This window comes from Ralstonia sp. VS2407, assembly GCF_052950655.1.
On record NZ_JBRFVG010000003.1, the window covers coordinates 430,556 to 442,906 of the forward strand.

General features: G+C 63.1%; 12 protein-coding genes. 5 read left to right on the forward strand and 7 right to left on the reverse strand.

Annotated features, from left to right (window positions below):
- Window positions 1-625 precede the first annotated feature (625 nt).
- On the forward strand, window positions 626-1,942 hold the full coding sequence (gene lplT, locus ACU8YE_RS07660) for a lysophospholipid transporter LplT (RefSeq protein ID WP_440476702.1): 1,317 nt from the start codon (window positions 626-628) through the stop codon (window positions 1,940-1,942).
- 27 nt (window positions 1,943-1,969) lie between these two features.
- On the opposite strand, the gene ACU8YE_RS07665 is transcribed toward lplT, so the two are convergent.
- Genes ACU8YE_RS07665 through tsaB form a run of 3 tightly spaced genes read right to left on the reverse strand, consistent with a single transcriptional unit; the run spans window position 1,970 to window position 4,025 of the window.
- Entirely contained in the window at window positions 1,970-2,764 is a 795-nt protein-coding gene (locus ACU8YE_RS07665; RefSeq protein WP_446928436.1) for a uracil-DNA glycosylase, read from the reverse strand.
- Window positions 2,761-3,288 carry a ribosomal protein S18-alanine N-acetyltransferase gene (rimI, locus tag ACU8YE_RS07670; protein ID WP_322016621.1) on the reverse strand — a complete coding sequence of 176 codons (528 nt, stop codon included), beginning with the start codon at window positions 3,286-3,288 and terminating at the stop codon, window positions 2,761-2,763. Before rimI ends, ACU8YE_RS07665 begins: the two co-directional genes overlap by 4 nt.
- Window positions 3,285-4,025, reverse strand: coding sequence for a tRNA (adenosine(37)-N6)-threonylcarbamoyltransferase complex dimerization subunit type 1 TsaB (gene tsaB, locus ACU8YE_RS07675; protein WP_446928437.1), 741 nt, complete (start codon window positions 4,023-4,025; stop codon window positions 3,285-3,287). Before tsaB ends, rimI begins: the two co-directional genes overlap by 4 nt.
- Window positions 4,026-4,198: 173 nt before the next feature.
- Here tsaB and ACU8YE_RS07680 point away from each other — a divergent pair, with 173 nt between their 5' ends.
- Window positions 4,199-4,468 (forward strand): acyl-CoA-binding protein, encoded by a 270-nt coding sequence (locus ACU8YE_RS07680; RefSeq protein WP_004626591.1) that lies wholly within the window; start codon window positions 4,199-4,201, stop codon window positions 4,466-4,468.
- A 44-nt stretch (window positions 4,469-4,512) separates the two neighbouring features.
- Here the strand turns inward: ACU8YE_RS07680 and ACU8YE_RS07685 are convergent, their stop codons facing one another.
- The 4 genes from ACU8YE_RS07685 to ACU8YE_RS07700 all read right to left on the reverse strand — a co-directional run bounded on the left by ACU8YE_RS07685 (window position 4,513) and on the right by ACU8YE_RS07700 (window position 9,016).
- On the reverse strand, window positions 4,513-5,970 hold the full coding sequence (locus ACU8YE_RS07685; RefSeq protein WP_343621330.1) for a DHA2 family efflux MFS transporter permease subunit: 1,458 nt from the start codon (window positions 5,968-5,970) through the stop codon (window positions 4,513-4,515).
- An 88-nt stretch (window positions 5,971-6,058) separates the two neighbouring features.
- Window positions 6,059-6,529 (reverse strand): SRPBCC family protein, encoded by a 471-nt coding sequence (locus ACU8YE_RS07690; protein WP_232042998.1) that lies wholly within the window; start codon window positions 6,527-6,529, stop codon window positions 6,059-6,061.
- 122 nt (window positions 6,530-6,651) lie between these two features.
- A complete protein-coding gene (gene aceB, locus ACU8YE_RS07695) occupies window positions 6,652-8,232 on the reverse strand; it encodes a malate synthase A (RefSeq protein WP_322016619.1) in 1,581 nt (526 codons plus the stop codon).
- Between the two features lie 85 nt (window positions 8,233-8,317).
- A complete protein-coding gene (locus tag ACU8YE_RS07700; RefSeq protein WP_004626582.1) occupies window positions 8,318-9,016 on the reverse strand; it encodes a haloacid dehalogenase type II in 699 nt (232 codons plus the stop codon).
- Window positions 9,017-9,234: 218 nt separating this feature from the next.
- On the opposite strand from ACU8YE_RS07700, the gene ACU8YE_RS07705 reads away from it, so the two are divergent.
- The 3 genes from ACU8YE_RS07705 to ACU8YE_RS07715 all read left to right on the forward strand — a co-directional run bounded on the left by ACU8YE_RS07705 (window position 9,235) and on the right by ACU8YE_RS07715 (window position 12,345).
- Window positions 9,235-10,164 carry a LysR family transcriptional regulator gene (locus ACU8YE_RS07705; protein WP_232042679.1) on the forward strand — a complete coding sequence of 310 codons (930 nt, stop codon included), beginning with the start codon at window positions 9,235-9,237 and terminating at the stop codon, window positions 10,162-10,164.
- Window positions 10,165-10,246: 82 nt separating this feature from the next.
- Window positions 10,247-10,681, forward strand: a complete 435-nt coding sequence (locus ACU8YE_RS07710; RefSeq protein ID WP_048932252.1) for a universal stress protein — start codon at window positions 10,247-10,249, stop codon at window positions 10,679-10,681.
- A 173-nt stretch (window positions 10,682-10,854) separates the two neighbouring features.
- Window positions 10,855-12,345, forward strand: coding sequence for an NCS1 family nucleobase:cation symporter-1 (locus ACU8YE_RS07715; RefSeq protein ID WP_446928438.1), 1,491 nt, complete (start codon window positions 10,855-10,857; stop codon window positions 12,343-12,345).
- The last annotated feature ends 6 nt before the right edge of the window (window positions 12,346-12,351 follow it).

Genomic DNA, 12,351 nt, shown 5'->3' on the forward strand with positions numbered 1-12,351 from the left:
TGAATGCGATGGCGCGCTCGTGGCGCGGCGTCGGTGCTGCAATGCAACAGGCAAATAGGCTGTGAGCGGGCCGTGCGCCCGGCCTCACGCGCTGAGCGTTCTATTTGACCACAGGACGCCAACTGGTTCGCGCCTGTCATGAGCCTGCCAAAAAAGAAAGTGCGCCGCCGTCACCGGGAGCGCACAAGTTTCGTGATATAAAGCCGTTCAATTTAGGCATGGGAAAACCGTCGTGATGCGCTGCCGGCATGGAGAAAGTTGGGCACCAGCCACTTCTTTTTGCGCGATGGCGTCACATCCGATTTGACCATGCAAACAGGCGAGACCAAAACAAGCTGCGGGCGGAACGCATGGCCCCAACGCCTGTCAGTGAAGATTCCCGCGGTTGCCCGGCGATGCATGTCTTGCAGCACCGGACGGGCCCCGCCCAAGGGAACCACAATCCGGGGAGCCCGCGCGGGCGCTGGCTTCAAGGCCTCCACCGCGCACCTGTGCGCTGCGCGGCGGGTCAGCCGATGCATCGCCTGGCCGGCACCTCGAGGGGGCGCTTCCGAGTTCCGGCACGCTGCCGGCACGACGTGAAGACGAACATGGCACCGCGGTCTACGGGGACGAATTCGAAGGTATGAAGAAGGGTTTTTACACCATCATGGCGGCGCAATTTTTTTCGTCGCTCGCCGACAATGCGCTGCTGATTGCCGCCATCGCCCTTCTGACCGAGATGCATGCGCCGCAGTGGATGACCCCGCTGCTCAAGTTGTTCTTCGTGCTCTCTTACGTTCTACTTGCCGCTTTCGTGGGCGCGTTTGCAGATTCCCGGCCCAAGGGCAAGGTGATGCTCATCACCAATGCCATCAAGCTGATTGGTTGTGGCGTGATGCTTTCCGGCCTGCACCCGTTGCTCGCCTACGGTGTGGTCGGCTTCGGTGCGGCGGCGTATTCGCCGGCCAAGTACGGCATCCTGACCGAACTCCTTCCCCCTGAAAAACTTGTCGCCGCCAATGGGTGGATCGAAGGACTGACCGTCGGCTCGATCATCCTGGGCACCGTGCTAGGCGGCGCGCTGATCTCGAATCATGTATCGGCGTGGCTGCTGTCGTTCGACATTCCTGGGCTGGAGCGCATCAACACCCCGGCCGAAGCGGCCATGCTGGTGATCATGGTGATCTACCTGATCGCGGCACTGTTCAACACGCGCATTCCCGATACCGGTGCACGCTATCCGCAGCAGGAAAAGAACCCGGTACGCCTGGTTTCAGAGTTTGCCGACTGCTTCAACGCCCTGTGGCACGACAAGCTAGGCCAGATCTCCCTGGCCGTGACGACGCTGTTTTGGGGTGCCGGCGCCACGCTGCAGTTCATCGTGCTGAAGTGGGCTGAACAATCGCTGGAACTGAACCTCTCGCAGGGCGCCATCCTCCAGGCCGTGGTGGCTGTGGGCGTGGCCGCGGGGGCGATGGCTGCCGCCGTCAAAATCCCGCTGCGCCGCTCGCTTGACGTGCTGCCGGTGGGTGTGGCGATGGGCGCGGTGGTCATGCTGATGGCGTTCTACACCAAGCACACGATTCCCGAGATCACGTTCCACATCGGCGGGATGAAGCTGCCGTTGTACATGATGATTGCCTACCTGTTCCTGATGCTGGTGGGCGCCATGTCTGGCTTTTTCGTGGTGCCGATGAACGCGCTGCTGCAGCACCGCGGGCATGTGTTGCTCTCTGCCGGGCACTCGATTGCGGTGCAGAACTTCAACGAGAACGTGTCTGTGCTGCTGATGCTGTGCCTGTACGCGCTGCTCATCAAGTTGAACGTGTCGGTGGGCGTGGTGATCGTATCGTTCGGCATCTTCGTCTGCCTGACGATGGCGCTGGTCATGCGCCGGCATCGCGTCAACGAGAAGCTGTTCCACACCGCCGCGCTCATCGGCGAAGACAAGCACCACTGACGCAGTGCCCGCCCCGCCGGACGGGGCTTACTGGCCGCCGCGCTCCGCGTAGATCTTGCGCGCCAGACACAGGTCTTCCCATGCACGGGCCTTGTCTGTCGGCGTCCGCAGCAGATAGGCCGGGTGATAGGTCACCACCACGGGCACGCCTTCCACTTCATGCACCTTGCCGCGCAGCTTGCCGACAGGCGTTTGCGTCTGCAGCAGGTTCTGCGCAGCAATGCGACCCAGCACGACGATGATGCGCGGCTTGACCAGCGCAATCTGACGTTTGAGATACGGATCGCACATCGCTGCTTCGTCCGGCTCCGGATCCCGATTGCCGGGTGGGCGGCACTTGAGCACGTTGGCGATGAACACGCCTTTTTCGCGCGACAGGCCAATCGATCGCAGCATGCTGTCGAGCAGCTTGCCGGCCTGGCCGACGAACGGTTCGCCCTGCTTGTCTTCCTGCTCGCCCGGCGCTTCACCGATCAGCATCCATTCGGCCTGACGGTCGCCAACGCCGAATACGGTGTTTGTGCGGCGCTCGCACAGCTTGCACGACGTGCAGTTGGAAACGGCGGCTTCGAGCTGCGCCCAATCGAATGCGGCGATGCGCTGAGCGCGCGGGGCAGCCGAATCCGGCGGCGCCTCGATGACAGGCGGCTCGACTCGCGCAGCCGCAGGCTCTGCAGCCGCAAACGCGGGGGCTTCAGCCTCCGCGGCAACCGGCTCTGCAACGGCAACCTCGACGGCCTCGTCCGCAGCCGGCTCAGCCCCGCGCAATGTCCATTCGGTCGAAACGCCCAGCGCTTCCAGCATTCGGGATCGACGATTCATGCAGCCTCCACCCCGCTCGCTTCACACACCATGCGCATGACGAGCGCATCTTCGCGCGTGTTGTTCTCAGCCGGGTAATAGCGCTTGCGCCGACCGATCTCGGCAAACCCGACACGGTGATACAGCGCAATCGCGCCGATGTTGGAGGGGCGTACCTCCAGCAGCAAGCTGCCGAAACCATGCACCAACGTGAGCGCAGTTGCCAGACGCAGCAGCCAACGGCCCAGCCCTTGCCGCTGCCACGCCGGCGCCACGGTCACGTTGAGCAGGTGCATCTCGTCGACCACCGGCATGAGAATCAAATAGCCCGCGACCTCGTTGCCGCCATCCCGCAGGACAATGCCGAGGTGACCGGACTTGAGCGAATCCTCAAAGTTGCCGCGGGACCAGGGAAACGTGAACGCCGCCTGCTCGACCGCCGCGACGCCAGCCAGATCGCGTGCGGTCATGCGCTCCGCACGCCAGCCCGCAGGCAACGGCGCTTGCGCGATAACGCCGGCCAGCGTGTTCTCGATCAGGCTCATGGCTGTGCACCCCCTGCGGCAGCCTTAGCCTGTTGCACAGCCTGCCGCTCTTCAATGGTGAGCGCGACCTTGTCACGCACATACAGCGGCGCCGCATCTTCGGGCCGCACCGTATGGCCGGCAGCCAAAAGGCGCAGACCCACGGCGATGATCTCGCGGGCGTGCGGCGCGACTTCCGGCAACACAGCGGCAGCGCCTGCCGCAATGCTCAACTGATCACCGAACACTGCTGCGGCATTGCCCGCCAGCCAGTACGCTTGCGGCGGCGCGGCAACGCTATGCGGCCCGCTTACCTGGATGGGCGAAAGTGCATGCCAGCCCGAGGCGTCCTGGGCCGCATCGGCGGGTACGAAGCTGGCCCAGTAGCACTCTTCCATGCGCGCATCGAGGGCGATGGTCACGGCCGTGCCGGCCGGCAGCGTTGCGCGCGTCAGTTCTGCGCAGGCGACGAGGGAATTGACCGGCACGACGGGCAAGTCCGCACCAAACGCCAAACCCTGCGCGACGCCGCATGCCGTACGCAAACCGGTGAACGAACCAGGGCCGGCGCCAAAGGCAATCGCCGCACAATCGGCCAGGGCGATGCCCGCCTCGGCCAGCAACTCGGATGCCGCCGGCAGCACCCGGCTACTGGAGCGCGGACCGGTGTGTTCATGACGGAACAGCGTGCGCGTGCCGTCACCAAGGGCGACGGAACAGAACTCGGTGGAGGTATCGAAAGCAAGAATCCAGGGCATGGCGGCATTGTACCGGCTGGTGTGGCGCCTGAATGCGCAAACCCGTGGCTGCGCCTCGGGAAACCGGGCCAAAAGTCGCGCAGAAAACCGAAGCCGTCCTCGAATTCAAACGGCCCAGCCATACAACCCCGGCGCTATCATCGCCAGACCATTGTTTTCAGCCGGGAATCATCATGAGCGACTTGCAAGCCCGTTTCGACCAAGCCCAAATCGACGTCAAGGGCCTCTCCGAACGCCCCGCCAACATGACGCTGCTGCGCCTGTATGCGCTGTACAAGCAAGGCGCCGAAGGCGACGCACACGGCGACAAGCCGGGCTTTACCGACATCGTCGGCCGCTACAAGTTCGAGGCCTGGGAAGGCCTGAAGGGCACGTCGCAGGACGAAGCCAAGCAAAAGTACATCGACCTTGTCGAAGAACTGAAGAGTGGCGCAACGACCTGAGCGTCGAATCGCCAAACGAAGAACCGGGCCCCGCGCCCGGTTTTTTATTGCGCCGCAGGAATGGCGGATGGCAGCTCTCGGCGGCGCATGCGCCACGCGGCCAGCACGGCAAGTGCGCACAGCGTGCCGAGAAAGATGAATGTCTCGTCGAAGGCCAGGATGCGCGCCTCGGGGTCGACCGCTGCACCGTGCACGGTTTCGATGCCGCGCACGGCGAGCCGCCATTGCAGAAAAATCCCCGTGGCCGACACGCCGATCGCCCCACCCAACTGGCGCAGGAAATTGACAGCGCTGGAGCCTTGCGCAATCAACGTGAAATCGACACCACGCATGGCGCCAAGGCTCAGCGATGGCAGCACGAAGCCAAGCCCGATCCGCCCAATGATGGCGATGGCGATCAGCAGCAGATAGCTTGTTGCCCGCGTGTTGGTTGCCATCAGGAAGAACGAAAGCGCCAGCGCTGCCAGCCCAAACGACACCAGCCGGAATGGCTCGATTCGATTGGTCAGCCGTCCGGCCAGCATGATCGTCACGGCCAGCACCAGGCCTGCGGGCAGCAGTACCAGCCCTGCGCGCGACGGCGCATAGGCCAGCGCCACCTGCATATACACCGGCACCAGGTACGTCGAACCGTACAGCCCCGCCCCGTAGATGAAGGCCACCACCGCCCCCATCGCAAACTGCCGATAGCTGAAGAGCCGCAGGTTCAACAACGGCGACTCCACCCGCCGCTGCCAGAATACGAAGCCCGCCACACACACGGCCGACACCAGCATCAGCACGATGCCATGCGCGGCATCGCCATGCAGAGCGACCAGCCCATTGAGTAGAGTGACCGTCGCGCCGCCGATGAGCAGCAGGCCGCGCCAATCAAGCGGTTTGGGCTCACCGGCCATCGACGAATTGACGGCCATGAAGCGCCGCGCCATCGCCCACCCAATCAACGTAAACGGCATCACCACGAAGAAGATCGAGCGCCAGCCGAACAACTCCACCAGGAAGCCGCCCACGCTCGGGCCTACGGCCGGGGCCAGCACGACGCCAAAGCCGAACAGGCCGAACGCCTTGCCCTGCTCCCGCTCCGGAAATACGCGCAGGATCAGGATGTTGGGCAGCGGCTGCATGATGCCTGCCGCAATGCCTTCCACGACACGCATGGCGATCATCACTTCGTAATTCGGCGACAGACCACCCGCCAGCCCGCCCACACCCAGCAGCAGCAACGCACCGATGAACGTGCGACGCAGCCCGAAGCGCAGCAGCAGCCAGGGCGTCAGCAGCATCGACAAGGTCATCGCCACCATGAAGCTGGCCGACACCCATTGCGCGCGTTCCTGCCCGAGCACGAAATGCCGGCTCAGATCGGGAATCGCCACGTTGACGATGGTGGCCGAGATGACGGAGGACACCGCCCCCACCATCAGCGTGAAGAGAACGAGCCACTTGAAGCGCTCGCCGTAACGCGCGCGCAGGGCCTCCAGGGTGGGCGTGAATGTCGTCATGGTCTCGTTGTTGTGATGTGTGAGACGACCAAAGGCAAGCAAAGCAACCCGGCCGGCGCCTCCTCCAGCGCCGACTGGGCGGGACACGTCAGCCGAGGCGGCCGGTGGCGGCAATCTCGCGGATACGGCGCACGGTGTCGATGTCGGATTCGCGATAGGCGGATTTGACGATCTCGGCGTAGCGCGTGTCGCCGGTTTCGTCGGCGTTGGGCAGCGTGGTGTCGTAGACGAAACGGATGAACGCGGCGTTGGCCTCGTTGCTCTCGATCGTCATGGTCAGCGACCCACCGGCGTGTTCGCCGGTGGCCGCGGTGGTGTAGGTCACGCGCTTGTGCGGCTCGAGCGTCACGCGATCCTGGATGCGCGCCTTGCCGAAAACGAGTTCGCGTTCGACCCAGCCGTCGCCCTCAGCGGTGATGATGCATTCGTCCAGGCTTTCGACAAATTCGGTTTGCTCGCGCACGCGCAATACCAGGCCTTGCCAGATCTGGTTCAGGGTCAGCGTGTCGATGAGGGGGTTCAGTGGATCGTTGACTTCCACCAGGTGTTCAAAGCGCAAAGCGGCCTCCGAAAGATTTCGTGACATTATCGCGCGGCTTGACCGGCCTTGCGGCAAAAGAAAAACGCCGGCGGGTTGCCCCGGCCGGCGTTTCCTCTGCGCGCTTTAAGCGTCGCTTACCTTCAGATTTCTTCGTACAACGGCAGCGTCAGGAATTCTGCAAAGTCTTCCGACGTCGACATCTGTTCGAAGATTTCCGCAGCGCGGTCAAAGTGGCCCACCGCGCCCGTCTCCTTCACCTTGGCCAATTCTTCCGGGATCAGCTTGCGCACCAGTTCAGCCGTGACCTTGGTGCCGTCTTCCAGCTTGCCCTTCGGCGAGCGGATCCATTGCCACACCTGCGAGCGCGAGATTTCTGCCGTAGCGGCATCTTCCATCAGGTTGTGGATCGGCACGCAACCGTTGCCGGCCAGCCAGGCGCCCAGGTAGTGGATGCCAACGTTGATGTTCATGCGCAGGCCGCCTTCGGTGATCGGCGTTTCCGGCTGGAAGTCCAGCAGGTCGGCAGCCTTCACTTCCACGTCCGGGCGTTGCTTCTCGAACTGGTTCAGCTTGTCGCCCAGCACGGCCACGAATTCCTTCATGGCCGGCTCGACCAGGCCCGGGTGGGCCACCCAACCGCCGTCGTAGCCGTCGGTCGCGTCGCGCTTCTTGTCGTTGATGATGCCGGCCATGGCGATGGCGTTCTTCTCCGGATCGTTCTTGATCGGGATCAGCGCGCTCATGCCGCCGATGGCGGGCGCACCACGCTTGTGGCAGGTCTTGAGCAGCAGCAGCGCGTAGGCGCGCATGAACGGCGAGGTCATCGTCACCTTGGCGCGGTCGGCCAGGCAGAAGTTCTTGTCGACCTTGAACTTCTTGATGCACGAGAAGATGTAGTCCCAACGGCCAGCGTTCAGGCCAGCGCTGTGCTCGCGCAGTTCGTACAGGATTTCTTCCATCTCGAACGCGGCGAGGATAGTTTCGATCAGCACGGTGGCCTTGATCGTGCCTTGCGGCAGACCGATCTCGTTCTGCGCCATCACGAAGATGTCGTTCCACAGGCGCGCTTCCAGATGGCTTTCCATCTTCGGCAGATAGAAGAATGGGCCGGCGCCACGAGCGATCTGTTCCTTGGCGTTATGGAACAGGAACAGCGCAAAGTCGAAGATGCCGCCGGACACGCGCTCGCCATCGATCAGCACATGCTTCTCGTCCAGGTGCCAGCCGCGCGGACGCACTTGCAGCGTGGCGATCTTGTCGTTGAGCTTGTAGGTCTTGCCGTTCTGCTCCAGCGTGAGCGTGCGGCGGATGGCGGCCTTCAGGTTGACCTGGCCCTGGATCTGGTTATGCCAGCTCGGCGAATTCGAATCTTCGAAGTCGGTCATGTAGCTGTCCGCGCCCGAATTGAACGCGTTGATGACCATCTTGGCATCGACCGGGCCAGTGATTTCCACACGGCGGCAGTGCAGTGCCGGCGGAATCGGGGCGACCTTCCAGTCGCCTTCACGCACGGCCTTCGTTTCCGGCAGGAAATCCGGGCGCTCGCCGGCGTCCAGGCGCTTGGCGCGCTCGACACGGGCAGCCAGCAGCTCCTTACGACGCGGCTGGAAGGCACGATGCAGCTTGGCAACCAGCGCCAGCGCTTCGGGGGTCAGAATGTCTTCGTAGGCCGGCAGAATCTCGGCCTTGATCTCCATGCCTTGGGGCAGCGTGAGCGCCATGGTTGTTCTCCAGAAGATGATGTGAGGGTTGAACGTGTTTTGGTCTTAATTTGGTCCTATGGCTGGACCGATTGAATGCAATGCCTTAAGTCGCTTGTGTTGCCTGCACGAACTGCAGCAGATCGCGCATGTCGTGGCCTGCCGCGGTGGGCGCCACGTCGAGTGCCTCGGGCGGATGCCCCAGGCGGTTGATCCAGAACGTTGTGAAGCCGTACCACGTCGCGCCGCACGCATCCCAGCCATTGGACGAGACAAACAGAATCTGTTCCGCCGGCACGCCAAACGCTTGTGGCGCCAGCGCATAGGCTTGGGGCGCAGTCTTGTAGAGCTTGACCGCATCGACCGACAGCACGTGATCGAACAGCCCGGACATCCCCGCACTCTTCACGGCAATGTCGAGCATCTGCGGGTTGCCGTTGGAGAGGATGCCCAGCGGCAAGCCCATCTCACGCAGGCGGCGCAGCGCGGGCACGTTCTCGGGAAACGCAGACAGGCACGCATATTCGCGCATCAGCGTGGCCTCGTCGTGGGCGGAAAGCTCGACGCCCAGGCGTGCCGCGGCATAGCGCAGCGCATCGACGGTGATGTCCCAGAACGGCTTGTAGTGTTCGCCCGAGGGGCCGGCCAGCGAGCGGATGCGCGTGTAATCGATCTGCTTGTCGCGCCAGAGCACCGACAGCGCCTCGCCCTTGCCGGCAAACAGTTGCTCGGCACGCGCGGCCACGGAGTACACGTCAAACAACGTGCCATAGGCATCGAAGACCACCGCGCGAATCGAACGCATCTGAAGCTCCACGGACCCGAAGGCCCCGCAATTGGGCGTTCCATCACGCAGAACGCCTTGCCGACCTTCGCAACGAGGGCCATTGTAGAAAAGCTGACGCACCGCACAAAGACGCCAATGGTCACTTGATCTTTGACTTTTACTGATGGAATGACGAGTGATAACCTTTATATTCGTCACAATCCCGCAGACCTCGGTTGCCACGGTATACATCAGGCATGGATCATTTCAAGCAGCTCGAAACCTTTGTCGCCGTCGCAACACGCGGCAGCCTATCCGCCGCCGCCGCCGCTGAGGGCGTGGCGCCTGCCATCATCGGGCGCCGCATCGACGCGCTGGAAGAACGCCTGGGCGTCAAGCTCCTGGTGCGCACCACGCGGCGCATCACCCTCACGTTCGAGGGTTCGGCGTTCCTGGAGGATTGCCAGCGGATTCTCAACGACCTGCACAACGCCGAGGCAAGCGTCTCGGCCGGTGGCGTAAAAGCCAGCGGGCACCTGCGTGTGACCGCCCCCGCCGGTTTTGGCCGCCGCCATGTCGCGCCCATGGTGCCGGACTTTATCGAGGCCCACCCGGATGTCTCGATGACGCTGGACCTGGGCGACCGGGTGGTCGACCTCGTCAACGAAGGCTTCGATTGCGCGATCCGCCTGGGCGATCTGCCCGATTCGAGCCTCGTGTCGATCCGCCTGTGGGAAAACCGCCGCGTGGTGGTGGCCGCACCGTCATATCTCGAGCGCCGCGGCGTTCCGACGCAGGTTGAGCAGCTTTCGACGCACAACTGCCTGGCCTTCGGCGCCAGCGCCAACGTGCAGCGCGGCTGGGTCTTCCAGCAAGGCGGCAAGGCCGTCACCGTCAAGGTGTCCGGCACGATGGAATGCACGGACGGCGCCGTGCTGCGCGAGTGGTGCCTGCAAGGTTATGGCCTGGCGTGGCGCTCCTGGTGGGAGGTCGGGCACGACATTGCCACGGGCAAGCTGGTGACGGTGCTCGATGCCTTTGAAGCGCCGCCGATCGGCATCCACGCGGTGTTTCCGCAGCGCAAGCATCTGCCGCTGCGCGTGCGCCTCTTTATCGATTTCCTCAAGAACACGTATGGCAACCCGGCCTATTGGCGCCGGGCAGACGCCATCATCGGAATGGATTAGCAATCACCCCGAGTGGGTGAAACACCGCGTGCGGCCTACAATCAAGACAAGAACGTCTTCCGCATCCCACTCAGGAGGCCGCATGTTCCAGCACATCCTCATCCCCACCGATGGTTCCGAGCTGTCGCGCAAGGCGGTGGCGGGCGCGCTCGACTTTGCCAAGACGCTGGGCGCGCGTCTGACGGCCTACACCTGCCTTGAGGAATATCCATACACACCGTTCTCCGAGATCGTCGTGGAGACGCCCCAGGCGTTCAAGGAGCGCGTCGAAGCACAGGCGCGCGTGGTGCTCAAGGACGTTGAAGATGCCGCCCGCAGCGCCGGCATCAACTGCGACACCGACATGAGCTGCTTTGCCGTGCCTTACATGGGCATCATCGACGCGGCCGAGCGCCATGGCTGCGACGTCATCTTCATGGCATCCCACGGCCGGCGCGGGCTGGCCGGGCTGCTGCTCGGCAGTGAAACGCAGAAGGTGCTCACGCACACCGAGATTCCAGTGATCGTCTATCGCTGAAGTCTCACCCTGCCCGCACGATAAATAGCCGCCTTTTGAGGCGGCTTTTTTTTCTCCTTGACTCTTGTCTTGCTGGCGCATACAACTTTGTACACAAAACAAAAACATGTTGTGTACATTTTTGCGCACAACGCCTGCACGGCTTGGAAACCGGCAAAACCAAAGGAGACAGCATGACCAGCACCACCGCTTCGGCGGCGCAGGCGGTTGATTCGCCACACGCGCATCCCAACGTCGTCATCAAACCGCATTACGACCCGCGGCTTACCAACGAAGACCTCGCCCCGCTACGCAAGCAGACCTGGGGCACCTACAACATCTTCGCGTTCTGGATGTCCGACGTGCACAGCGTGGGCGGTTATCTGACGGCAGCGAGCCTGTTCTCGCTGGGCCTGTCGAGCCTGCAGGTGCTGTTCGCGCTGCTGGTGGGCATCGTCATCGTGCAGGTGTTCTGCAACCTCGTCGCCAAACCCAGCCAGGCGACCGGCACGCCGTATCCGGTGATCTGCCGCGCGTCGTTCGGTGTGCTGGGCGCAAACATTCCGGCCATCATCCGCGGGCTGATCGCGGTGGCGTGGTATGGCATCCAGACCTATCTGGCATCGAGCGCGTTCCTGGTGCTGGCGCTGAAGTTCATGCCGCAACTCGCGCCGTATGCCGACGTGGCGCAGCATGGCTTTGTGGGCTTGTCGACGCTGGGTTGGGCGGCGTTCATGCTGCTGTGGGTGCTGCAGGCGTTCGTGTTCTGGCACGGCATGGAATCGATCCGCAAGTTCATCGACTGGGCGGGCCCGGCGGTGTACGTGGTGATGATCGCGCTGGCCGCATGGCTCGTGCACAAGGCCGGCTGGAACAACATCAACCTCACGCTTTCCTTCCTCAAATACGAGGGCTGGGATGCGGTGCCAGTGGTGCTGGGCGGGATCGCGCTGGTGGTGTCGTACTTCTCTGGCCCGATGCTGAACTTCGGTGACTTCTCCCGCTACGGCAAGGATTTCACCTCCGTCAAACGCGGCAACTTCTGGGGGCTTCCGGTCAACTTCCTCGGCTTCGCGCTGCTGACGGTCATCACCACGTCGGCCACGCTGCCGGTGTTTGGCGAGATGATCTCCGACCCCGTCGCCGTCGTTGCCCGCATCGACAACATTACGGCCGTGGTGCTCGGTGCGCTCACGTTCATGATCGCGACCATCGGCATCAACATCGTCGCCAACTTCGTGTCGCCGGCGTTCGACTTTTCCAACGTGGCGCCGCAACACATCAGCTGGCGCACGGGCGGCATGATTGCGGCGGTCGCGTCGATCTTCATCACGCCCTGGAACCTCTACAACAACCCCGAGGTGATCCACTACACGATCGACGTGCTGGGCGCGTTCATCGGCCCGCTGTTCGGCATCCTGATCGCGGACTACTACTTCGTGCAACGGCAGCAGGTGCATGTCGACGATCTCTACACGCTGCGCCCCACCGGCCGCTACTGGTACCGCAACGGCTACAACCCGGCTGCCGTTTTGACGCTGATCCCGTCCGCGCTGATCCCGATGGCATGCGTTGTGTTCGAACGGCTGCACGCGCTGGCCAACTACAGCTGGTTCATCGGCGTGGGCATCGCGCTGGTGCTCTACACCGTGCTCAGCCGCAAGCAAGGCACCCTCACCCGCTAATCCGAA

Excerpts from the sequence above, each read along its gene's own strand:
- ACU8YE_RS07665 (WP_446928436.1), bottom strand. The coding sequence starts at position 2,764 with ATGAATCGTCGATCCCGAATGCTGGAAGCGCTGGGCGTTTCGACCGAA.
- ACU8YE_RS07705 (WP_232042679.1), top strand. The coding sequence starts at position 9,235 with ATGGATCATTTCAAGCAGCTCGAAACCTTTGTCGCCGTCGCAACACGC.
- lplT (WP_440476702.1), top strand. The coding sequence starts at position 626 with ATGAAGAAGGGTTTTTACACCATCATGGCGGCGCAATTTTTTTCGTCG.
- ACU8YE_RS07710 (WP_048932252.1), top strand. The coding sequence starts at position 10,247 with ATGTTCCAGCACATCCTCATCCCCACCGATGGTTCCGAGCTGTCGCGC.
- rimI (WP_322016621.1), bottom strand. The coding sequence starts at position 3,288 with ATGAGCCTGATCGAGAACACGCTGGCCGGCGTTATCGCGCAAGCGCCG.
- ACU8YE_RS07700 (WP_004626582.1), bottom strand. The coding sequence starts at position 9,016 with ATGCGTTCGATTCGCGCGGTGGTCTTCGATGCCTATGGCACGTTGTTT.
- tsaB (WP_446928437.1), bottom strand. The coding sequence starts at position 4,025 with ATGCCCTGGATTCTTGCTTTCGATACCTCCACCGAGTTCTGTTCCGTC.
- ACU8YE_RS07685 (WP_343621330.1), bottom strand. The coding sequence starts at position 5,970 with ATGACGACATTCACGCCCACCCTGGAGGCCCTGCGCGCGCGTTACGGC.
- ACU8YE_RS07680 (WP_004626591.1), top strand. The coding sequence starts at position 4,199 with ATGAGCGACTTGCAAGCCCGTTTCGACCAAGCCCAAATCGACGTCAAG.
- aceB (WP_322016619.1), bottom strand. The coding sequence starts at position 8,232 with ATGGCGCTCACGCTGCCCCAAGGCATGGAGATCAAGGCCGAGATTCTG.
- ACU8YE_RS07715 (WP_446928438.1), top strand. The coding sequence starts at position 10,855 with ATGACCAGCACCACCGCTTCGGCGGCGCAGGCGGTTGATTCGCCACAC.